Source organism: Blautia sp. An249 (assembly GCF_002159835.1).
Lineage (GTDB): Bacteria > Bacillota > Clostridia > Lachnospirales > Lachnospiraceae > Blautia_A > Blautia_A avistercoris.
In genome coordinates this window covers 12,781-34,774 of record NZ_NFJL01000016.1, presented here as the reverse complement: position 1 = coordinate 34,774, position 21,994 = coordinate 12,781, and the positions used below count along the sequence as shown (strand labels likewise).

The 21,994-nt window shown below is 57.0% G+C and carries 15 protein-coding genes and 1 pseudogene; 15 read left to right on the top strand and 1 reads right to left on the bottom strand.

Going from position 1 to position 21,994, the window contains the following annotated elements; genetic code table 11:
- Positions 1 to 8 precede the first annotated feature (8 nt).
- The 11 genes and pseudogenes from B5F53_RS14165 (at position 9) to B5F53_RS14120 (ending at position 11,555) form a co-directional block, all read left to right on the top strand.
- A complete protein-coding gene (locus B5F53_RS14165; RefSeq protein WP_002578788.1) occupies positions 9 to 2,390 on the top strand; it encodes a VirB4-like conjugal transfer ATPase, CD1110 family in 2,382 nt (793 codons plus the stop codon).
- Positions 2,387 to 2,761, top strand: a complete 375-nt coding sequence (locus B5F53_RS14160) for a DUF3851 family protein (RefSeq protein WP_033126285.1) — start codon at positions 2,387 to 2,389, stop codon at positions 2,759 to 2,761. Before B5F53_RS14165 ends, B5F53_RS14160 begins: the two co-directional genes overlap by 4 nt.
- Positions 2,754 to 4,490 (top strand): CD1108 family mobile element protein, encoded by a 1,737-nt coding sequence (locus tag B5F53_RS14155; RefSeq protein WP_002588927.1) that lies wholly within the window; start codon positions 2,754 to 2,756, stop codon positions 4,488 to 4,490. Before B5F53_RS14160 ends, B5F53_RS14155 begins: the two co-directional genes overlap by 8 nt.
- Before the next feature lie 30 nt (positions 4,491 to 4,520).
- Positions 4,521 to 4,778, top strand: a complete 258-nt coding sequence (locus B5F53_RS14150; RefSeq protein ID WP_002588926.1) for a DUF4315 family protein — start codon at positions 4,521 to 4,523, stop codon at positions 4,776 to 4,778.
- Entirely contained in the window at positions 4,768 to 5,541 is a 774-nt protein-coding gene (locus B5F53_RS14145) for a DUF4366 domain-containing protein (RefSeq protein WP_002588925.1), read from the top strand. The genes B5F53_RS14150 and B5F53_RS14145 overlap by 11 nt, the downstream gene beginning before the upstream one ends.
- Positions 5,538 to 5,756: a hypothetical protein gene (locus tag B5F53_RS14140; RefSeq protein ID WP_038270835.1), complete on the top strand. Its 219-nt coding sequence runs from the start codon at positions 5,538 to 5,540 to the stop codon at positions 5,754 to 5,756. Before B5F53_RS14145 ends, B5F53_RS14140 begins: the two co-directional genes overlap by 4 nt.
- Entirely contained in the window at positions 5,737 to 7,836 is a 2,100-nt protein-coding gene (locus B5F53_RS14135) for a type IA DNA topoisomerase (protein WP_002588924.1), read from the top strand. The genes B5F53_RS14140 and B5F53_RS14135 overlap by 20 nt, the downstream gene beginning before the upstream one ends.
- On the top strand, positions 7,833 to 8,114 hold the full coding sequence (locus B5F53_RS14130; RefSeq protein ID WP_002588923.1) for a hypothetical protein: 282 nt from the start codon (positions 7,833 to 7,835) through the stop codon (positions 8,112 to 8,114). The genes B5F53_RS14135 and B5F53_RS14130 overlap by 4 nt, the downstream gene beginning before the upstream one ends.
- A gap of 2 nt (positions 8,115 to 8,116) precedes the next feature.
- Positions 8,117 to 10,778: pseudogene (locus tag B5F53_RS14125) on the top strand (LPD16 domain-containing protein); the annotation flags it as partial.
- A gap of 26 nt (positions 10,779 to 10,804) precedes the next feature.
- Complete coding sequence (locus tag B5F53_RS20980) at positions 10,805 to 11,338, top strand: YodL domain-containing protein (protein WP_416385621.1); 534 nt, start codon at positions 10,805 to 10,807, stop codon at positions 11,336 to 11,338.
- A gap of 1 nt (position 11,339) precedes the next feature.
- Positions 11,340 to 11,555 (top strand): transposon-transfer assisting family protein, encoded by a 216-nt coding sequence (locus tag B5F53_RS14120; RefSeq protein WP_002588921.1) that lies wholly within the window; start codon positions 11,340 to 11,342, stop codon positions 11,553 to 11,555.
- A 49-nt stretch (positions 11,556 to 11,604) separates the two neighbouring features.
- Here B5F53_RS14120 and B5F53_RS20380 read toward each other — a convergent pair whose 3' ends face one another.
- Positions 11,605 to 12,408, bottom strand: coding sequence for a hypothetical protein (locus tag B5F53_RS20380; RefSeq protein WP_072853160.1), 804 nt, complete (start codon positions 12,406 to 12,408; stop codon positions 11,605 to 11,607).
- Between B5F53_RS20380 and B5F53_RS20375 the strand changes: the two genes are divergently transcribed.
- From B5F53_RS20375 to B5F53_RS14105, 4 genes are all read left to right on the top strand, one after another.
- Positions 12,407 to 12,763: a TnpV protein gene (locus tag B5F53_RS20375; protein WP_072853158.1), complete on the top strand. Its 357-nt coding sequence runs from the start codon at positions 12,407 to 12,409 to the stop codon at positions 12,761 to 12,763. The genes B5F53_RS20380 and B5F53_RS20375 overlap by 2 nt on opposite strands.
- Positions 12,764 to 13,530: 767 nt before the next feature.
- Positions 13,531 to 20,805: an SNF2-related protein gene (locus tag B5F53_RS14115; RefSeq protein ID WP_330396216.1), complete on the top strand. Its 7,275-nt coding sequence runs from the start codon at positions 13,531 to 13,533 to the stop codon at positions 20,803 to 20,805.
- A gap of 1 nt (position 20,806) precedes the next feature.
- Positions 20,807 to 21,613: a DUF3848 domain-containing protein gene (locus B5F53_RS14110; RefSeq protein ID WP_002578490.1), complete on the top strand. Its 807-nt coding sequence runs from the start codon at positions 20,807 to 20,809 to the stop codon at positions 21,611 to 21,613.
- The gene (locus B5F53_RS14105) at positions 21,610 to 21,954 is read left to right on the top strand and encodes a plasmid mobilization protein (RefSeq protein WP_002578491.1); all 345 of its coding nucleotides are present in this window, start codon (positions 21,610 to 21,612) and stop codon (positions 21,952 to 21,954) included. The genes B5F53_RS14110 and B5F53_RS14105 overlap by 4 nt, the downstream gene beginning before the upstream one ends.
- The last annotated feature ends 40 nt before the right edge of the window (positions 21,955 to 21,994 follow it).

Sequence of the window (21,994 nt, the reverse complement as noted above, 5' to 3'; positions counted from 1 at the left end):
AGAAAAAGATGAAAAAGCTGTCCCGCGCCGACAGAAAGCAGATCGAGGCTGCCATTGCCCGTGCCAATCGCACAGACAAAAAGAAAAAATCGGCTCAGGACAGTATCCCCTATGAACGGATGTGGCCGGACGGCATCTGCCGTGTGGCAGGCAGCCGCTACACAAAGACCATCCAATTCCAGGACATCAACTATCAGCTCTCGCAGAACGAGGACAAGACAGCGATCTTCGAGGGCTGGTGCGATTTCCTCAACTACTTCGACAGCTCCATTCAGTTCCAGCTGTCCTTTTTGAACCTGGCAGCCTCTGAGGAGACCTTTGCCCGCGCCATCAACATTCCTCTCCAGGGGGATGATTTTGACAGCATCCGGGTGGAGTACACCACCATGCTGCAAAACCAGCTGGCAAGAGGCAACAACGGTCTTATCAAGACCAAGTACCTGACTTTCGGCATCGACGCCGACAGCCTCAAGGCCGCCAAGCCCCGTCTGGAGCGCATTGAGACCGACATTCTCAACAACTTCAAACGCCTGGGCGTGGCCGCCGAGACCCTGGACGGCAAGGCGCGGCTGGCACAGCTTCACGGCATTTTCCACATGGATGAACAGGTGCCGTTCCGCTTTGAATGGGACTGGCTGGCTCCGTCCGGTCTGTCCACCAAGGATTTCATCGCGCCGTCCGGCTTCGAGTTCCGCACCGGCAAACAGTTCCGTATGGGTAAAAAATACGGGGCTGTTTCTTTTTTGCAGATCCTCGCCCCGGAGCTGAATGACCGGATGCTGGCGGATTTTCTGGATATGGAAAGCTCTCTGATCGTCAGCCTGCATATCCAGTCCGTAGATCAGATCAAGGCCATCAAGACGGTCAAGCGGAAAATCACCGACCTGGATAAATCCAAAATTGAGGAACAGAAAAAAGCCGTCCGCGCCGGATATGACATGGACATCATTCCCTCCGACCTTGCCACCTACGGTGCCGAGGCCAAGAAGCTCTTGCAGGATTTGCAGAGCCGAAACGAGCGAATGTTCCTTGTGACCTTCCTGGTGCTGAACACGGCGGACAATCCCCGGCAGCTGGGCAACAATGTGTTCCAGGCCAGTTCCATCGCACAGAAGTACAACTGCCAGCTGACAAGGCTTGACTTCCAGCAGGAAGAAGGGCTGATGTCTGCGCTGCCCTTGGGCCTCAATCAGATCGAGATTCAGCGGGGGCTGACCACCAGTTCCACGGCTATCTTTGTTCCGTTCACCACCCAGGAGCTTTTCCAGAACGGCAAAGAGGCGCTGTACTACGGTATCAACGCCCTGTCCAACAACCTCATCATGGTGGACCGCAAGCTGCTGAAAAACCCCAATGGACTGATTCTCGGCACCCCTGGTTCCGGCAAGTCCTTCAGCGCCAAGCGCGAGATCGCCAACTGTTTCCTGCTCACCAATGATGACATCATTATCTGCGACCCGGAGGCCGAGTACGCGCCCTTGGTGGAGCGCCTGCATGGGCAGGTCATCAAGATTTCGCCCACCAGCAGCAATTACATTAACCCTATGGATTTGAACCTGGACTACTCGGACGATGAAAGTCCGCTGTCTCTCAAGTCCGACTTCATCCTGTCTCTGTGCGAGCTGATCGTAGGCGGCAAAGAGGGCTTGCAGCCGGTTCAGAAAACCATCATTGACCGCTGTGTGCGGCTGGTGTATCAGGACTATCTCAATGACCCCCGCCCGGAGAATATGCCCATCCTGGAGGACCTCTACAACCTGCTGCGGGCGCAGGACGAGAAAGAGGCGCAGTACATCGCCACGGCGCTGGAAATCTATGTGACCGGCTCCCTCAATGTGTTTAACCATCAGAGCAATGTGGACATCAACAACCGTATCGTCTGCTACGACATCAAGGAGCTGGGCAAGCAGCTGAAAAAGATCGGTATGCTGGTGGTCCAGGACCAAGTGTGGAACCGCGTTACCATCAACCGTGCTGCCCACAAATCCACCCGTTACTACATCGACGAGATGCACCTGCTGCTGAAAGAGGAACAGACCGCCGCCTACACGGTGGAGATTTGGAAGCGGTTCAGAAAATGGGGCGGCATCCCCACCGGCATCACGCAGAATGTCAAAGACTTGCTTTCTTCCCGCGAGGTGGAGAACATCTTTGAGAACTCCGACTTCGTGTATATGCTCAACCAGGCGGGCGGGGACCGGCAGATTCTCGCCAAGCAGCTGGGCATTTCCCCTCACCAGCTTTCCTATGTGACCCACTCCAGCGAGGGCGAGGGCCTGCTGTTCTATGGCTCCACGATCCTGCCTTTCGTGGACCATTTCCCCAAGAACACCGAGCTGTACCGCATTATGACCACCAAACCCCAGGAACTGAAAAAGGAGGATGAATGACCATGAAACCCAACACCGAACTGAATACCATGATGTTTTTTGACGATGCCCTGGAGGGTGAGCGCACCCAGCTGCTCACCGAGCTGGCCGATGCCGTCAGCGAGACCCGCACGGCGGCGGATCAGGCTGCGGAGCTGAACGAGGACGGCGAAGCGGGCCTGCTGCGCCTGACGGAAATCTGGTGCGCCATGAACGGCGTCCCGGCCATCGTCATCTTCGAGGGCGGGCAGTCCGAGCTGCTGGCCAATGTGGTGGCGCAGATCTACGCCCATCTGCTTCAGCACCCCTCCCGTGACCCTGTGGGGCTGGCCGTCTATGTGGAGCTGCGCTACATGACGGCCTCCCTCATGTTGGGGGAATGGTTTGAATAAGGAACCGCGCCTGCGCTTTACGGACGAGGAACGGGCTGACCCGGCTCTGGAGAAGCCCATCCGTAAGGCGGACAAGGCCGCCGCCAAAGCAGACAAGGCGCAGGCCAAAATCCCCAAAAAGCAGGTCCGGCAAAAGACGGTGGACCCGGAGACCGGCAAAGTGACCACCAAGCTGGTGCTGGAGGACAAGAAGAAGCCGCCCTCCAAATTGTCCCATGCGGTGCGGGATACCCCCGCCAATGCCGCTCTGGGGAAGCTCCACAAGGAAATCCGGGAGACCGAACAGGACAATGTGGGCGTGGAGAGCGCCCACAAGTCCGAGGAGGCTGCCGAGACCGGCGTTAGGCTTGCACGGGAAGGCTACCGCAGCCACAAGTTGAAGCCCTACCGCAAGGCGGCCCAGGCCGAGCAGAAGCTGGAGAAGGCCAATGTGAACGCCTTGTATCAGAAGTCCCTGCGGGAAAATCCCCAGCTTGCCAGCAACCCCATCTCCCGCTGGCAGCAGAAACAGGCCATCAAAAAGGAATACGCTGCCGCCAAGCGCGCCGGTCAAGCTGTCGGGAACACCGCCAAGACTGCGGAGGCCACCGGCATGGCGGCCAAGGCGGTCAAGGAGAAAGCCCAGCAAGCGGGCGCGTTTGTCATGCGCCACAAAAAGGGCTTTTTGATTGCGGGTGCGATCTTCCTGCTGGTCTGTATGCTGCTCAACACCATGTCCTCCTGCTCCATGATGGCGCAGAGTATCGGTTCCGTGGTGTCCGGCACCACCTACCCGTCGGATGATCCTGAGCTGGTGGCGGTGGAGGCCGACTACGCTGCCAAAGAAACGGCGCTGCAAGCCGAGATCGACAACATCGAAAGCAGCCATCCGGGGTATGACGAGTACCGCTATGACCTGGATATGATCGGGCATGACCCCCATGAGCTGGCAGCCTACCTGTCCGCCGTGCTGCAAGGCTATACCCGGCAGAGCGCCCAGGCCGAGCTGGAGCGCGTGTTCGACGCACAGTATGAACTGACGCTTACCGAGGAAGTGGAGATACGATACCGCACCGAAACTTCCACGGACCCCGTGACCGGCGAGACGACCACCGAGGAAGTCCCGTATGAGTATTACATTCTGAATGTGAAGCTCACCAGCAAGCCCATATCTTCCGTGGCTTCGGAGCTGCTAACCCCGGAACAGCTGGAAATGTACCAGGTGTACCGGCAGACGCTGGGCAACAAGCCGCTGATCTTCGGCGGCGGCTCCCCGGATACGAGCAACTCCGAGGACCTGACCGGCGTGGTATTCGTCAACGGCACCCGCCCCGGCAATCAGGCCGTGGTGGACATAGCCAAAAGTCAGGTGGGCAATGTGGGCGGTCAGCCCTACTGGAGCTGGTACGGCTTCAATTCCCGTGTGGAATGGTGCGCCTGCTTCGTGTCCTGGTGCTACGGCCAGATGGGGCTGTCCGAGCCGCGCTTTGCCGCCTGCCAGTCCCAGGGTATTCCGTGGTTCCAGTCTCACGGACAATGGGGCGGGCGTGATTACGCCAATATCGCCCCCGGCGACGCCATCTTCTTTGACTGGGACCTGGATGGCAGCGCCGACCATGTGGGCCTTGTGGTCGGCACAGACGGCAGCCGGGTCTACACCGTGGAGGGCAATTCTGGCGACGCCTGCAAGATCAAGAGTTATTCCCTGTCCTACGAGTGCATCAAGGGCTACGGCCTGATGAACTGGTAAGGCCGATTTATGAGAAAAGGAGTGATTGAAATGGCTAAGAACAAAATCCAGCGCATTGACCAGGAGATTGCCAAGGTCCGCGAGAAGATCGCGGAGTACCAGGACAAGCTGAAAACCCTGGAGGCGCAGAAAACCGAGGCGGAGAACCTGGAAATCGTTCAGATGGTGCGCGCCCTGCGGCTGACCCCGGAGCAGCTGAACGCCATGCTCTCCGGTGGTACGGTCCCTGGCATGGCCGCTGCCTCCGCCAACTACAACGAACAGGAGGATACCGACCATGAAGAATAAGAAAATTTTCAAAACCCTTTCGGCCCTCTGCGCCGCCCTGGTGCTGATGATGGGCCTTTCCGTGACTGCCTTTGCCCAGGGAACGGAAGAACTTCCGGCGGAGGATGCCACCAACGACAGCAATGTGGTCGTGGAGGAAACCGAGGACAGTCCGGCCCTGACCCCGGATGGCAACGCCGCCCTGGTGGATGATTTCGGCGACAACAAGCAGCTCATCACCGTCACCACCAAGGCAGGCAACTACTTCTACATCCTCATTGACCGGGCCAACGAGGACAAGGAAACCGCTGTCCACTTCTTAAACCAGGTGGACGAGGCGGACCTGATGGCGCTGATGGAGGACGGTCAGACCACCCAGGAGCAGCCCGCCACCTGTACCTGTACGGAGAAATGTGTGGCCGGTGCGGTGAATACGGCCTGCCCGGTGTGTGCCACCAATATGAGCGCCTGCACGGGTAAGGAGCCGGAACCGGAGACCCCGGAAGAAACCCCGGAACCGGAAGAACCGGCGCAGAAACCCGCAGGACTGAATCCGGCCATTCTTTTGGCGGTGCTGGCTCTGATGGGTGGCGGCGGCGCTTTTGCCTACTTTAAGCTGGTAAAAAGCAGACCCAAGACCAAGGGCAACGACAATTTGGACGATTATGACTACGGCGAGGATGATACCGATCAGGAGGACGAGGACTCCTGGGAGACCGAGGAATCTGACGAGCCGGACGCTGACGGGGGCGGCGACGAGGAAAGCGAGGACAAGACGGTTTGACCCGCTTCACCGACAGCCCCTATGAACGCATGATGACACGCAGGCCGGAGGGCGGGAAGGAAACTTCCCGTCCTCCTACTTTATCTCCCGGCCACCCCTGTTATGGCTGCGGAAATTACCGTGACGGTCAGCCCTGCGTGGGATTCTGCCACCGGCAGCTGACCGCATGGCTGCGGGAAAGGAGGATGAAAAACCATGAAGCTGGTGATCGCTGAGAAACCGTCCGTTGCCCAAAGTCTGGCCGCCGTGATTGGGGCCACCGCCCGCAAGGACGGCTATCTGGAGGGCGGCGGCTGGCGGGTCAGCTGGTGTGTGGGCCATCTGGCTGGTCTGGCCGACGCCGACGCTTATAACCCGGACTACGCCAAGTGGCGCTATGACGATCTGCCCATTCTGCCGGAACCCTGGCAGATGGTGGTGAGCAAGGACAAGAAGAAACAGTTTGATGTGCTGAAGCAGCTGATGAACGCCCCGGATGTGACCGAAGTGGTAAACGCCTGCGACGCCGGACGCGAGGGGGAGCTGATCTTCCGCAGCGTCTATGAGCTGGCGGGCTGCCAGAAGCCCATGAAGCGGCTCTGGATTTCCTCAATGGAGGATTCCGCCATCCGGGAGGGCTTTGCAAACCTGCGCCCCGGTGCAGACTATGACGGCCTGCGGGATGCGGCCCTCTGCCGCGCCAAAGCGGACTGGCTGGTGGGTATCAATGCCACCCGGCTGTTTTCCGTGCTGTACCACCGGACCCTCAACATCGGACGTGTCATGTCCCCGACGCTGGCCCTCATTGTCCAGCGAGAAGCCGAGATCGACACCTTCAAGCCGGTGCCATTCTACACGGTCACACTGGAGCTGCCCGGTTTCACCGTTTCCGGGGAGCGCATGGCAGACAAGGCTGCCGCCCAACAGCTGAAAACGGCCTGCCAAGGTGCGGCTGCCACAGTGAAAAAAGTGGGGCGCAAAAACAAATCCGAGAAGCCGCCCGCCCTCTATGACCTGACCACCCTCCAACGGGACGCCAACCGGCTGCTGGGGTTCACCGCCCAGCAAACCCTGGACTACCTGCAAAATTTGTATGAAAAGAAGCTCTGTACCTACCCTCGGACGGACAGCCGCTATCTGACTTCGGATATGGCGGCGAGTCTACCGGAGCTGGTCCAGCTCACTGCCGGGGCGATGCCCTTTTCCAATGGCATGGAGATTGCCTGCAATGCCGCCCAGATTGTCAACGACAAGAAAGTGACCGACCATCATGCAGTGATCCCTACCCGCAACCTCCAGGGCGCGGACCTGTCCGGCCTGCCGGTGGGCGAAAAGGCGGTGCTGGAGTTGGTGGCTCTGCGCCTGCTGTGCGCCGTGGCCCAGCCCTATACCTTTGCGGAAACCGCCGTTGTTGTCGAGTGCGCCGGAGCGGAGTTTACTGCCAAAGGCCGCACAGTGAAAAATTACGGCTGGCGGGCGCTGGACGCTGCCTATCGCGCAGGGCTGAAGAATGTGGAGCAGGACAAAGAACCCGAGGACAAGGCTCTGCCTGAGCTGTCTGAAGGTCAGACGCTGCCCCTTTCTGGTGCTACCGTCAAGGAGGGCAAGACCACCCCGCCCAAGCACTTCACCGAAGATACGCTACTCTCCGCAATGGAGACTGCCGGGAAGGACGATATGCCGGAGGATGCCGAGCGCAAGGGCCTGGGGACCCCGGCCACCCGCGCCGGGATTCTGGAAAAGCTGGTTTCCACCGGCTTTTTGGAGCGCAAAAAGAGCAAGAAAACCGTGCAGCTCATGCCATCCCATGACGCGGTATCCCTTATCACCGTGTTGCCGGAGCAGCTGCAATCGCCCCTTCTGACTGCTGAGTGGGAGTACCGGCTGGGTGAGATCGAGCGTGGCGAGCTGGCCCCGGAGGATTTCATGGCTGGGATTAGTGCCATGCTCAAAGAACTTGTGGGAACCTATCAAGCTATCAAGGGAACGGAGTATTTGTTCAGCCCTTCCCACGAAGTGGTGGGCAAATGCCCCCGCTGTGGCGGAGAGGTTGCAGAAATGCAAAAAGGCTTCTTCTGTCAGACAGAATCTTGCAAATTTGCAATTTGGAAAAACAACAAGTGGTGGGAGATGAAGCACAAGCAACCTACCAAAGCCATCGTAACGGCACTGCTCAAAGATGGCCGCGCTCATGTGAGGGGCTTGTACTCCGAGAAAACCGGCAAGACCTACGATGCCACTGTGGTGTTGGCGGATGATGGGCAGTACGCCAACTTCAAGCTGGAGTTTGACCAGCAGAAAGGTGGCAAACGATGAAGCTCTCACGCTATGAACAGGAAACCATCATCCTCTACAACCAGGCCGAAGCCACCGCCGAGGTCTATACCCATGACCCCCGGCTGCTGGAGAAGCTGCGGCGACTGGCAGAGAAATACCCGGACCAGATTGTGAAAAAGGACCGCCAGACCTTTCTCGTTCCCAAACGCTGTGTGTCCGTCCGGGAACCTTACAGCGCCGAGCGCCGTAAGGCAGCCAGTGAACTGGCCAAGGCTGCCGGATACAGGCCGCCCACCCCCAAGAAAGGCAATGAGTAAGCATGGCTGAAAGTGTCTTTGAGGCTGTCAAGCAGTCCATCACCGTCCGAGAAGCAGCGCAGATGTACGGAATCGAGGTCAACCGGAGCGGCATGGCCTGTTGTCCCTTCCACGATGACAAAAATCCCAGCATGAAGCTGAACGAGGAATATTTTTATTGCTTTGGCTGCGGAGCCACCGGCGATGTGATTGACTTCACAGCGAGGCTCTACAATCTGTCCCCCAAAGAGGCCGCCGAGAAGCTGGCCCAGGATTTTGGCCTGGCTTATGACAGTCAGGCCCCTCCCCGGCGACGCCATGTCCGCCAGAAATCCGAGGCGCAGAAATTCAAGGAGGACCGAGACCATGCCTTTCGTGTCCTGGCCGACTACTTTCATTTGCTCCGCAAGTGGGAAACGGACTACACACCCAAAACACCGGAGGAAAATCCACATCCCCGATTCATGGAGGCAATCCAGAAAAAGGACTATGTGGGCTATCTGCTGGATTTTTTTCTGGAGAACAGCCCGGAGGAGCAAAAGCTGTGGATTGCCGAACATCAATCAGAAATAGCCAAATTGGAAAGGAGAGTGAAATTCATGGCTGATAAGACCACCAATCGAGAACGGTTACAAGAGATCACAGCGGGCATTGAACAGGGTATCAAGGAACTGTTTGAGAGCGAGAAGTATATGCGCTATCTGTCCGTCATGTCCAAGTTCCACCGCTACTCCGTCAACAACACCATGCTCATCTATATGCAGCGCCCGGACGCCACCCTGGTGGCCGGGTTCAACAAGTGGAAAAATCAGTTTGAGCGCCATGTGAAAAAGGGTGAGCATGGTATCACCATCATTGCCCCCACGCCCTACAAAAAGAAGATCGAGGAAATGAAGCGCGACCCGGATACTCATGCACCCATCCTGGACGCGGATGGCAAGGCGGTCATGGAGGAAAAAGAAATTGAAATCCCCATGTTCCGTCCGGTGAAGGTGTTCGATGTGAGCCAGACGGACGGAAAGCCCCTGCCAGAGCTGGCCTCCAGCCTGTCCGGGACGGTGCCGCACTATGAGGCTTTCATGGAAGCTCTGCGCCGCTCGGCTCCGGTTCCCATCGAGTTTGAGCCGATGGCCGAGAACATGGACGGCTATTTCTCCTCTGACCAGCAGCGGATCGCCATCCGGGAAGGCATGAGCGAGGTGCAGACTGTTTCCGCCGCTGTCCATGAGACCGCGCACAGTAAGCTCCACGACCCCAAAAAGTACGAAGCGGAGCCGACCTGGAAGATCGTGATGGTGAGCGAGGGCGGCACCAAGCATGACTTCCGTCTGGACTTCGCCACCGAAGCAGAGGCGGAACAGGCCGCCGCCGAGGAAGGCTGGCGCTATGTGGACGAGAATCGGTTTGAGTGGCGGTTGGAAGTGGAGGAAGATCTGACGGCGGTGAAACAGGCCGCCAAGAACCGCAACACCGAGGAAGTGGAGGCCGAGAGCATTTCTTATGCGGTTTGCCAGTATTTCGGCATCCAGACCGGCGAGAACAGTTTTGGCTACATCGCTTCCTGGTCGAAGGACAAGGAGCTGAAGGAGCTGCGGGCCAGTCTGGAGACCATCAACAAGACTTCCTGCGAGCTGATTAACGACATCGAGCGCAACTACAAGGAAATCTGCAAGGAGCGCGGCATTGACCTGACTGCCGCCACGGAACCGCAGCAGGACTCTATCGAGCAGCTGGCAGCAGACATCGACCAGTTCACTTTCGATTATGACCCTTATGAGTATCGGAACAATGCAGATAGCCGTGAGGACGCACTGCACGAACTGACTGCCACACTCCGAAGCGGAGATGCCAGCGGTGTACGCGAATGGCTCCAGAATATCGTGAACGAGGATGAACCGGATGAAACCACCCAAAAAGCTGCCGAGCTTATGGGACGCTTGGATCAGCTGGTGCCGATGACTGAACCGGAACAGCTGACCGAGCCGGAAAATACCGAAAGTGTCCAGCCCAGCGCCGAGTACCGGGAGGCCCTGTTGGTGCTGGATGATACCAGCTACCTTCATGTTCAGCCCTGCGACACCGGCTGGGACTACACGCTCTACGATGTGGCAACCATGAAGCAGATGGACGGCGGCCAGTTGGACGGGCCGGATATGGGCCGTTCCACAGCGGTTAGCCATATCTGCGAGGACCTGGGGATGGGCGGCAAGTCCATCAAGTATGCGCCGCTGTCCATGATCGAGACTTTGCAGGAGGCGGCTTACCACCAGATGCAGGAACAGGTCAGCCAGCAGACCACAGAAGCTGCCGCCACCCAGCTGCCGGATGCCCAGGAGCAGGCGTTGGACGAGTATCCCATGCCGGACCCGGCACTGACTCAGGATGATCTGGAGAAATGCGGCTACCTGGACGGTGACCTTCTGCCCCTCTCCAAAGAGCGAGCCTATGAGCTGATGGAGCGAGACCTGACCGTTTATATCGTCCAGGAGGGTGAAAACCCGGAAATGGCCTTTGACACTGCCGACCTGGACGCCCATGACGGTATCTTTGCTGTGTCCCGCGAGGAATGGGAGCAAAGCCCGGACTTTCACGAAAAAGTTTTGGAACGACAGGATCGGCAGTTGGAACGGGAACAGGCGTTTCTTTCCCATGAGGGAAATTGTTTTGCTATTTATCAGGTGAGCAAGGATGACCCGCAGAATGTGCGTTTTATGAATCTGGATTGGCTGCAATCGCACAATCTGTCCGTAGAGCGGAGTAACTATGACCTTATCTATACCGCCCCTCTGGACGGTTCCGGCAGCACTATGGAGCAGCTGGAAAGGCTGTATGAGCAGTTCAATCTGCAAAAGCCGGTGGATTTTCACAGCCCGTCTATGAGCGTCAGTGACATCGTTGCCATCAAGCAGAATGGTCAGGTATCCTGTCATTACTGCGACAGTGTTGGTTTCACCCAGGTGCAAGGTTTCTTGCCGGAAAATTCGCTGAGAAATGCGGAAATGACGGTGGAAGATGATTACGGCATGATCGACGGTATCATCAATAACGGCCCAAAGGAGCCGACAGTGGCCCAGCTGGAACAACAGGCCCGCAGTGGTCAGCCCATTTCTCTTATGGACTTGGCAGCAGCCGTCCATCGAGAGGAACGGGAAAAGAAAAAGTCCGTAATGGAGCAGCTGAAAAGCCAGCCCAAGACGGAACACAAAAAGACAGCGCAAAAAAAGAGCGCGGAAAGGGAGCTTTGATATGAACAACTTCACCTTTGAGGAAACGAACCTTCTTTGCATCTACAACACCGGCAGCCGCACCGGGCTGATCGACGCTCTGACGGAGATGCGCGGTGAGCTTTCGCCGGAGGAAGCCGAGCTGCGGGAACTGACGGACAGCGCCCTGGGTAAACTCCAAGCTATGAACGACACCGAGTTTGCCGAACTGGAGCTGTACCCAGATTTCGACGAGTAAAAAACACACATAAAGACCTGATGGGACGGCCTGATATGCCGTCCCATTTCTATTCAACATGAAGGGAGGACAGAAAACCATGCCATCCAAAGCTGAATTTTACCGGCAGATGGCCGAACAGGTATCGACCCAGCTTGTAGGCAGCTGGAAGGAGTGGACGGCTTTTCTCACCACCGCCGCCCGCCTTTATAAATACCCATTCCACGAGCAAATGATGATTTACGCCCAGCGCCCGGATGCCACCGCCTGCGCCGAGTATGACCTGTGGAATGAAAAAATGGGACGGTATGTGCGCCGTGGCTCCAAGGGTATTGCCCTGGTGGACGATTCCGGCGACAAGCTTCGCCTGCGCTATGTGTTCGATATTTCCGATACCGGCACCCGTGAACATTCCCGTACACCCTGGTTGTGGCAGCTGGAAGAACAGCACATTGGGCCTGTGTCGGCCATGCTGGAGCAAAACTACGGCGTTGCCGGTGACAATCTCGCCCAGCAGCTCACGGATGTAGCCGGAAAGCTGGCGAGTGAGTATTGGGACGATCATCAGAGAGATTTCCGCTATATCGTTGACGGTTCGTTCCTGGCGGAGTACGATGATTACAACATCGAAGTCCAATTTAAGTCCGCCGCCACCGTCAGTATCGCCTATGCCCTGATGTCTCGCTGTGGGCTGGATACGGAACAATATTTCCAGCATGAGGACTTCATGCCGATTTTCGATTTCAATACCCCGGCCACGGTTGGGGCGTTGGGCGCGGCGGTCAGCCAGATTAACCAGCAGGTTTTGCGGCAGATCGGCGTCACCATCCAGATCTATGAGCGCGAGCAACTCGCGGAAAGGAGCGTTACACATGGAGAACAGCCTGACTTACACGATGAACGGAGATTATCAGATTCCCGACCTGAAGCTGACCGAACAGCCGGAGAAGCCCCTGGGCAAGTACGGCAGGATGCGGAAAGCGTACCTGAAGGAACACCGGCCCCTGATTTACAATCAGCTGCTGCTGACCGAGAAGCTGTACCCGCACCTCATCGAGATCGACGAGACAGCGCAGAGCCGTCTGGAGCAGATGATGCCCCAGCTGGCGAAAGACGCGGGCGCGACGGAGCAGCTGAAAGCCAGCGACCCGATGCGCTGGGTGGGCCTGATGAACACCTGCAAAGCACAGGCCGAGGAGATTCTGATGGCGGAGCTTATTCACAGCTGAGTTTCTTCCTCTCCGAAGCAGAACAAATCAGAATCATAGATGAAGCAGAGAATGTGAAAACATCCTCTGCTTTTTCTTTTGCCCAGGCTGACATCGACCATGTGCTGCGGCTGGGCGGCAACACCTATCGCCAGAGAGAGCGCATTGTCGCGGCCTTTGAGGAGCAGAAGTCCACCACCGAGATCGCAGACACCCTGAAAACCCTGTACCATGGCGGCAACGGGATTGGCAGCATCACTGCATGGTATGCCGAGGATGGAATCCATCTTTCCCACGGCAAAACTGCCCGTTACGATAAGTCCGCCCAGGTCATTTCCTGGGAGAGTGCCGCTGAGCGTATCGGCCAGCTTTTGCAGGACGGCCAGTTTGCCACCAATGTGGAGCTGGCTGAGGCTGCGGGCTATGAACGCTCCCTCCTCGCGGAAAAGTTCTGGAATCTGTACCACGATTTCAGCGAGGAAGCCAGAGAAGCTGGGTATCTGCCCATCCTTTCCAACAATCCGGGGCGCGGTTTCCCGGAGGAATCTGCATGGCTCACCGAACAGCTGAAAAGCCCGGAGTTTCGCCAGAACCTTGCGGAAGAATATGCTGCCTTCTGGACGGCCTACCAGCAGGATCGGGATTTGCTGCGCTTCCACTACCATAAACCCAAAGAAATTTGGGAGAACCTGCAAGATCTGTCCTTGCCTCGCACCACCTTTACCTCTCAGTTGACGGAAGTACCTTCGGTCAAGCAGTTTATCTCTGAGGACGAGATCGACGCCGCCATGACCAGAGGCAGCGGATTTGAGGGCGGTAAGGGCCGAGTTTTCACCTTTTTCCAGGAACCCCATACGGATAAGGAAAAGGTGGATTTTCTCAAACATAAGTATGGTATTGGCGGTCACTCCCATGCCCTGTCCGGTGCAATGAAAAGCGATGAAAGCCACGACGGAAAAGGTCTGCACTACAAAAAAGACGGCTGCCCGGATGTGCATTTCACCTGGGAGAAAGTCGCCAAACGGATTACCGACCTGATCCAGAAGGGACGCTATCTCACAGAACAGGAACAGGCGGAGTATGACAAAATCCAGGCAGAAAAGGCCCTGGCGGAAGAAGATGCCCTGCAAGCCCAGCAGCCGGACCCGGCTGTGTGGGAATACAACGGCGTCAAGGAGCGCCACCCGGATGATATAATCCTCTACCAAATGGGGGATTTTTTTGAGCTGTACGGTGAGGACGCCAAAACTGCTGCTGCGGAACTGGACCTCAATCTCACGACCCGCGCTATCCCCGGCGGTGGCCGTGTGGAAATGTGCGGCTTTCCGGCAAACCGGCTGGAGCAGGTTGTGGAACAGCTGCGGGATAAGCATGATGTGACCATTTCCGCTGTCCCGAAGGGCGGCAGGGAGCGGCAGGAGTATTCCATGCCCTCTATCGACCATGAGGCGGAACAGCACATCAATGCCCAGGAAGCGGAGTTTGGCGCAGACGGGACCAGAGTATTTCAGGAGACCGAAGCAGCCGCAGCCCCTACGATTCGAGAACTGCATGAGCAATACAAGCCCATTGTACTTGCCGCTGTTATGGAAGATGTGCCATATCGCAATGCCTGCGGTCACAGTGACCATGAGAACGCCGTGATCGAGGGCAATGCCGCTATTCGCCGTGCTGTCCTGGGATCTGGCAACATGGAGCTGCTCCGCCTCTATTCCGACACACCGGAGTTCCGCCAGCGCCTTCATCGAGAAATCATCGACGAGACCTATCCCAAGCTCCATGAGCTGCTGCACCCTCTCACGGACAATGACATCGACAAGGCTATCCAGGACTGGAACGGCAAAATCGAAAGTAAACACGCCGTTGTCCGTTACATGGAGAAACATGGGCGGGAAAAAGATACCGCTGCATGGCTGGCCCATGAGTTTGACGGCGGCGATGGCAAAACCCCGTTTTCGGTTCGCCCGGAAAGCCCCGAAGGAACGGTGCTGCCCTGGCCCAAGGTACAGCGCCGGATCGCTCAGCTTATCAAGGAGGACCGGTTCTACACCGAAGCGGAACAGGACCGGTTCGACAACATCGACCCCATCGCCATTCGGGAGGCTTTGGCCGAGCGCGGCATTGTGAATGGTGAACTGGTGGATGAGGAAAAACTGGATAATGACCCATTCATCCAGCGTGTTATGGCGGATGTGGAGGCCATATCCAGAGAGAGCGTCCCGGCAGATGAGCCGGAACAGCCTTCTCCCCATAATTTGCGTGTTCTGGTTTCAGATGAGGAATACGCTGCGGCTCGTGGCACACTCCGGGAGCGAACCTCCTACGATCCAGCGGTTCCTCCTTACAATGTGGGTGATATTGTCTATCTGGATGACCGGCCCCATCAGATCACAGAGCTGCGGGATGACACGGTGCAGCTGCTGCCCACCGGCATGAGCTATCCCATCTACCGGGCTGAGAGCCGGGAACGGTTTGAGCAGCTTTTGCGGGAGGATAACCGCAACGACTTCTATACCGAATTCCTGCCTGCAAATCTGGATACGGTGGACCAGGACCTTCGGGATGTGCTGGCCCATGGCCTGATTGGTGAGGCGGACAAGGCGGAGCTTTCCGAGCTTCTTCGCAACGGCAAGAGTAACCAGGAGGTAGCCTTGTGGCTGAGCCGGGCCTATCCCAACATCGTGGAAACGATGGAGCTGGAGACCGGCGAGACCGCCGATTACCGCACGATGCCGGAAGGTATCGAGCTGGAAGTGCTGGATGCAGATGAAAAGCGTCTGGCCATGCTGTTCTTCCAGTGGAGCGAGGTTGCGCCTTTGCTGCGCGGGATGTATGCCCGTCAGTTGGACGGTTTTGAGCAGGAACGCCCCGAACCGGCTGCCGAAACCCCGGCCTTCCAAGCCGAGACTGTGGCTGTCTATCCGGGCGATAAGAACAATCTGCCCTATGATGTGGTTGTTCAGACCCTGCGAACCAATGAGCCGGAGCCGCCCACGCCTGCTGTCGAGCCGGAAAAGACTCTGGATGAGGTACTGGACGAACACCCCGTTTCCATTCAGGTAAACGGCGAGTGGCAGACCTTCCCCAATGTCAAAGCTGCCGAGGAAGCCTCTTATGAGGAATACAAGGCCAATCTGCGTCGCACCGCCGAGAATTTCCGTATCACTGACGATCACCTGGGCGAAGGCGGCCCCAAGGCTAAGTTCCAGGCCAATGTCGAGGCAATCAAGCTGCTGAAATACCTGGAGGAAACCACCGAGCAGGCAACGCCGGAACAGCAGAAAATCCTTTCTCGGTATGTGGGCTGGGGCGGCCTTGCCGATGCCTTTGACCCCGACAAGGAAAGCTGGAGCAAGGAATATGCCCAGCTGAAGGAACTGCTGACCCCGGAGGAATACGCTGCTGCCAGAGGTTCCACCCTCAACGCGCACTACACCAGCCCTACGGTCATCAAAGCGATTTACGAGGCTGTGGGCCGCATGGGATTTGAGACCGGCAACATCCTGGAGCCGTCCTGTGGTGTAGGCAATTTCTTCGGTATGCTGCCGGAGGAAATGCGAAACAGCCGTCTTTACGGCGTGGAGCTGGATTCCATCAGCGGGCGTATTGCCCAGCAGCTCTACCCCAAGGCCGACATCACCGTGGCAGGGTTTGAGACCACCGACAGGCGGGATTTCTACGATCTGGCGGTGGGTAATGTACCGTTTGGCCAGTATCAGGTTCGGGATAAAGCCTATGACAAGCTGAATTTCAGCATTCACAACTACTTTTTCGCCAAGGCTCTGGATCAGGTTCGTCCCGGTGGCGTGGTGGCCTTTGTCACCAGCCGCTACACGATGGACGCCAAGGATTCCACCGTGCGCCGGTATCTTGCTCAGCGCGCCGAACTGCTGGGGGCCATCCGTCTGCCCAATGACGCTTTCAAAAAGAACGCAGGTGCCGAGGTCGTTTCGGACATCATCTTCCTGCAAAAGCGTGACCGTCCGTTGGACATCGTGCCGGAGTGGACGCAGACCGGGCAGACCGAGGACGGCTTTGCCATCAACCGCTATTTCCTGGACCACCCGGAAATGGTGCTGGGCCGACAGGAACCGGAAAGCACCGCCCACGGCATGGACTACACCGTGAACCCCATCGAGGGGCTGGAGCTTGCCGATCAGCTGCATGATGCCGTGAAGTACATTCGCGGCACCTACCAGGAGGCCGAGCTGCCGGAGCTGGGCGAGGGCGAAGCCATCGACACTTCTATCCCTGCTGACCCCAATGTGAAAAATTACTCCTACACCGTTGTGGACGGCGATGTGTATTACCGTGAAAACAGCTGTATGGTACGGCCTGACCTGAATGCCACCGCCGAAGCCCGTGTGAAAGGACTGGTGGGTCTGCGAGAATGTGTCCAGCAGCTCATTGATCTGCAAATGGACGCCGCCACACCGGACAGCGCCATCCAGGACAAACAGGCCGAACTGAACCGGCTCTATGACAGCTTCTCTGCAAAATATGGTCTTATCAATGACCGGGCGAACCGGCTGGCCTTTGCTGATGATTCCAGCTACTATCTGCTCTGCGCGCTGGAAGTCATTGACGAGGACGGCAAGCTGGAGCGCAAGGCGGATATGTTCACCAAGCGCACCATCAAGCCCCACAAGGCGGTGGACACTGTGGATACCGCAAGTGAAGCTCTGGCCGTATCAATTTCCGAAAAAGCCTTTGTCGATATGGCGTATATGGCGGAGTTGACCGGCAAGACCGGCGACGAACTGGCCGCCGAGCTAAAAGGCGTGATCTTCCGTGTACCTGGGCAGTTGGAGAAAGACGGCACTCCCCATTATGTAACAGCCGACGAATACCTGTCCGGCAATGTGCGGCGCAAGCTGCGTCAGGCACAGCGGGCCGCACAGCAGGACCCTTCCTTTGCAGTCAATGTGGAGGCCCTTACCGCTGCCCAGCCCAAAGACCTGGATGCGTCGGAGATTGAGGTGCGCCTGGGCGCTACCTGGATCGACAAAGAGTACATCCAGCAGTTTATGTATGAGACCTTCGACACGCCGTTTTATCTCCAGCGCAATATCGAGGTCAACTATTCTTCTTTCACCGCTGAGTGGCAGATCACCGGCAAAAGCTCTGTAAGCCAGAACAATGTGGCAGCCTATACCACCTACGGAACCAGCCGTGCCAATGCCTACAAGATTCTGGAGGACAGCCTGAACCTGCGGGATGTCCGTATCTACGACACCATAGAGGATGCAGACGGCAAAGAGCGCCGGGTGTTGAATGCCAAAGAGACCACCCTGGCCGCCCAAAAGCAGCAAGCGATCCGGGACGCTTTCAAAGACTGGATTTGGAAAGACCCGGACCGCCGCCAAGCTCTGGTCCGCCAGTACAATGAGGAAATGAACTCCACCCGTCCCCGTGAATACGACGGCGGACACATTACTTTCGGTGGTATGAACCCGGCCATCACCTTGCGGGAACACCAGAAAAACGCTATCGCTCATGTGCTGTACGGCGGCAATACGCTGCTGGCACACGAGGTAGGCGCTGGCAAAACCTTTGAAATGGTGGCTGCCGCCATGGAGAGTAAGCGCCTGGGCTTGTGTCAGAAATCCCTCTTTGTGGTGCCGAACCATCTGACCGAACAATGGGCGTCGGAGTTTCTGCGGCTCTATCCTTCCGCCAACATTCTTGTCACCACCAAAAAGGACTTTGAGACCCACAACCGCAAGAAGTTCTGCGCCCGCATTGCCACCGGCGATTATGACGCCATCATCATGGGACACAGCCAGTTTGAGAAAATCCCCATCAGCCGAGAGCGTCAGGAACGGCTCCTTCAGGAGCAGATCGACGAGATCACCGAGGGCATTGCCGAGGTGAAGTACAGCGGCGGTGAGCGTTTCACGGTCAAGCAGTTGGAACGCACCAAGAAGTCCCTGGAAGCCCGGCTGGAGAAATTGCAGGCCGAGAGCCGCAAGGACGATGTGGTAACATTCGAGCAGTTGGGTGTGGACCGCCTGTTCGTCGATGAGGCGCATAACTATAAAAACCTGTTTTTATACACCAAGATGCGGAATGTGGCAGGTCTCTCCACAAGCGATGCCCAAAAGTCCAGCGATATGTTTGCAAAGTGTCGCTATATGGATGAACTGACCGGAAACCGTGGTGTGATTTTCGCCACTGGCACCCCCGTATCGAACAGCATGACCGAACTTTACACCATGCAGCGGTATCTCCAGTATGACCGCCTGCAAGAGCTGAACATGACCCACTTCGACTGCTGGGCCAGCCGCTTCGGAGAAACCGTCACGGCGCTGGAGCTGGCACCGGAAGGCACCGGCTACCGGGCAAGAACGAGATTCAGCAAGTTTTTCAACCTCCCGGAGCTGATGAACTTGTTCCGTGAAGTTGCCGACATCAAAACCGCCGATCAGCTGAACTTGCCCACCCCGGAGGTGGAATACCACAACATCGTGGCCCAGCCTACTGAACACCAAAAAGAGATGGTGCAGGTTCTCTCCGAGCGCGCCTCCAGGGTACACAGCGGCAGCGTTGACCCCTCAGAGGACAATATGCTCAAGATTACCGGCGATGGCCGCAAGCTGGGTCTGGACCAGCGTATCATCAACCAGCTGCTGCCGGATGAACCCGGCACCAAGGTCAATCAGTGTGTGGGTAATATCATGCAGATCTGGCGGGACGGCGAGGCTGACAAGCTGACCCAGCTGGTATTCTGCGACATTTCCACGCCCCAGGCAGCCCCCTCCAAAAAGGCAGCCAAACAGCTGGATAATCCCACACTTCATGCGCTGGAACAGGCTGTGCCGTTGGATGAGCCTGAGCCTGCCTTTACCATCTATGAGGACATCCGCCAGAAGCTCATCGCCCAGGGAATGCCCGCCGAGCAGATTGCTTTTATCCACGAAGCCAAGACCGAGGTGCAGAAGAAAGAACTGTTTTCCAAGGTTCGCACTGGGCAGGTGCGCGTCCTGCTGGGCAGCACCTCCAAAATGGGCGCTGGCACCAATGTGCAGGACCGGCTTGTGGCGCTCCATGACCTGGATTGTCCGTGGCGTCCGGGAGACCTTGCCCAGCGCAAGGGCCGTATCGAGCGCCAGGGCAACCAGAATCCGCTGGTCCATGTGTACCGCTATGTTACCGAGGGAACTTTCGATGCCTACCTGTGGCAGACGGTGGAGAACAAACAGAAATTCATTTCGCAAATCATGACCAGCAAAAGCCCGGTCCGCTCCTGCGATGATGTGGACGAAACGGCGCTGTCCTTTGCCGAGATCAAGGCCCTGTGCGCCGGAGACCCCCGTATCAAGGAGCGCATGGATTTGGATGTGGAGGTTGCGCGTCTGAAGCTGATGAAAGCTGACCATCAGAGCAAGCAGTACCGCCTGGAGGATCAGTTGCTCAAATACTTCCCCCAGGAAATCGAAACTAACAAGGGGTTTATTAAAGGCTTTGAAGCGGATCTGGAGACCCTGGCCGCCCATCCTCACCCGGAGGATGGCTTTGCTGGAATGGAGATCCGGGGCGATGTGCTGACTGACAAAGAAAACGCCGGTGCAGCCTTGCTAGACGCCTGTAAGGAGGTCAAAGGCTCCGAACCGGTGCAGATCGGCAGCTATCGGGGCTTTACTATGTCCGTGGAGTTTTCCGCTTGGAAACAGGAATATACGCTCCTGTTGAAAGGCCAGATGACCCACCGGGCAAGCCTCGGCACAGACCCGCGCGGAAACCTCACCCGTATCGACAATGCACTGGCTCAAATGCCTCAGCGTTTGGAAGCCGTGAAAAACCAGCTGGACAACCTTTACCAACAGCAGGCCGCAGCCAAAGAGGAAATCGGAAAGCCGTTTCCCTTTGAGGATGATCTGCGAGTCAAGTCCGCCCGTCTGGTGGAACTGGACACGCTGCTGAACATTGACGGCAAGGGCCATGCCCAGCCGGAAACTGTGGTTGCCAAGAGCGCACGGCCTTCGGTGCTGGACAGCTTGAAGCGCCCGGTGCCACCCCGTAGCCCTGAAAAGAAACCGAAACAACATGAGGAGGTGCGATAACATGAATACCAACGATCTGAATACGGCCCTTTATGAGAAGATGGCCGCTGAACAGGACAAATACCGGGACTGGCTGAAAAGCCAGCCCCCGGAGGAAATCCTGCACCATACCTATGAGTACACCGTCCGGGAGGACATTGTGATGGCGATGGAGGACTTGGAGCTGACCGATGCCCAGGCCCAGGCGCTTTTGGATTCGCCTACACCGCTGGCCGATGTGTACCGTCACTTTGAGAAGCTGGAGACCGGCTACATGGATGTGATCCGGGACAGCATTGAAAACCGAGCGGATGATGTGTGTAAGGTTTTGGAAGAACAGCGGTCCATCCCTCTCTATCTCCATTCTGCCGCCTATGCGTCCCAGCATGGGGAGATGGCACAATATAACCGCTCTTATCAGGCAAACTTTGACTGTAAAGAGGCCATTGAACACGCCATCAGCGCCCACTATGCGGATAACCGACTGGATACGGAGTCTGCGGTTAAGGCGGTGCTGGAAAAGTTCGGGTCGGAACGAGTACAGTTCATCCTTGCCAACACCATCCAGCATAAGGACAGCGACGGTCGCGTTTCCCGTGACAACAAAGCCTGGGCAAAGACCATTCCCATGCCGGAGGACAGCGGCACTTCGCGCCACTGTGCTTATCTGGTTGTGGATGAGGTCAATCTTGGTCTGACCGATCTGTTTACACGGCAGGCACGAAAAACGCTTCAGGAACCGGAGAAAGGCTCTGTCTTGCAAAAGCTCAAACAGGAGCCTACCACCCACAAGCCTGCTTTATCGAAGAAACAGGAGCCGGAACGATGAGCGCCAAAAAGCGTAAACGGGATGTGCCGGTCCTGTTTTGGGTTTCCGATGCGGAGATGGAAGCGATCCAGCAGAAAATGGCACAGTTCGGAACAAAAAACCTGAGCGCCTATCTGCGGAAGATGGCTGTGGACGGCTATGTGGTACAGCTGGACTTGCCGGAGCTGAAGGAACTGGTATCCCTGTTGCGCCGAAGCAGCAATAACCTGAACCAGCTCACCCGACGGGTACATGAAACGGGGCGGATTTATGATGCTGACCTGGAGGATATAGCCCAACGGCAGGAGCAGTTATGGGAGGGCGTGAAAGAAATCCTAACCCAGCTTTCCAGGCTTTCGTAACAGGGATATATGCCCCAACTGCGGAGGGAGGAACGGCGTT

What these genes read in the sequence shown, in the direction of transcription:
- B5F53_RS14165 (WP_002578788.1), top strand. Translation starts at nt 9, where the DNA reads ATGAAAAAGCTGTCCCGCGCCGACAGAAAGCAGATCGAGGCTGCCATT.
- B5F53_RS14160 (WP_033126285.1), top strand. Translation starts at nt 2,387, where the DNA reads ATGACCATGAAACCCAACACCGAACTGAATACCATGATGTTTTTTGAC.
- B5F53_RS14150 (WP_002588926.1), top strand. Translation starts at nt 4,521, where the DNA reads ATGGCTAAGAACAAAATCCAGCGCATTGACCAGGAGATTGCCAAGGTC.
- B5F53_RS14145 (WP_002588925.1), top strand. Translation starts at nt 4,768, where the DNA reads ATGAAGAATAAGAAAATTTTCAAAACCCTTTCGGCCCTCTGCGCCGCC.
- B5F53_RS14135 (WP_002588924.1), top strand. Translation starts at nt 5,737, where the DNA reads ATGAAGCTGGTGATCGCTGAGAAACCGTCCGTTGCCCAAAGTCTGGCC.
- B5F53_RS14130 (WP_002588923.1), top strand. Translation starts at nt 7,833, where the DNA reads ATGAAGCTCTCACGCTATGAACAGGAAACCATCATCCTCTACAACCAG.
- B5F53_RS20980 (WP_416385621.1), top strand. Translation starts at nt 10,805, where the DNA reads ATGAATCTGGATTGGCTGCAATCGCACAATCTGTCCGTAGAGCGGAGT.
- B5F53_RS14120 (WP_002588921.1), top strand. Translation starts at nt 11,340, where the DNA reads ATGAACAACTTCACCTTTGAGGAAACGAACCTTCTTTGCATCTACAAC.
- B5F53_RS20375 (WP_072853158.1), top strand. Translation starts at nt 12,407, where the DNA reads ATGGAGAACAGCCTGACTTACACGATGAACGGAGATTATCAGATTCCC.
- B5F53_RS20380 (WP_072853160.1), bottom strand. Translation starts at nt 12,408, where the DNA reads ATGTGTAACGCTCCTTTCCGCGAGTTGCTCGCGCTCATAGATCTGGAT.
- B5F53_RS14115 (WP_330396216.1), top strand. Translation starts at nt 13,531, where the DNA reads ATGACCAGAGGCAGCGGATTTGAGGGCGGTAAGGGCCGAGTTTTCACC.
- B5F53_RS14110 (WP_002578490.1), top strand. Translation starts at nt 20,807, where the DNA reads ATGAATACCAACGATCTGAATACGGCCCTTTATGAGAAGATGGCCGCT.
- B5F53_RS14105 (WP_002578491.1), top strand. Translation starts at nt 21,610, where the DNA reads ATGAGCGCCAAAAAGCGTAAACGGGATGTGCCGGTCCTGTTTTGGGTT.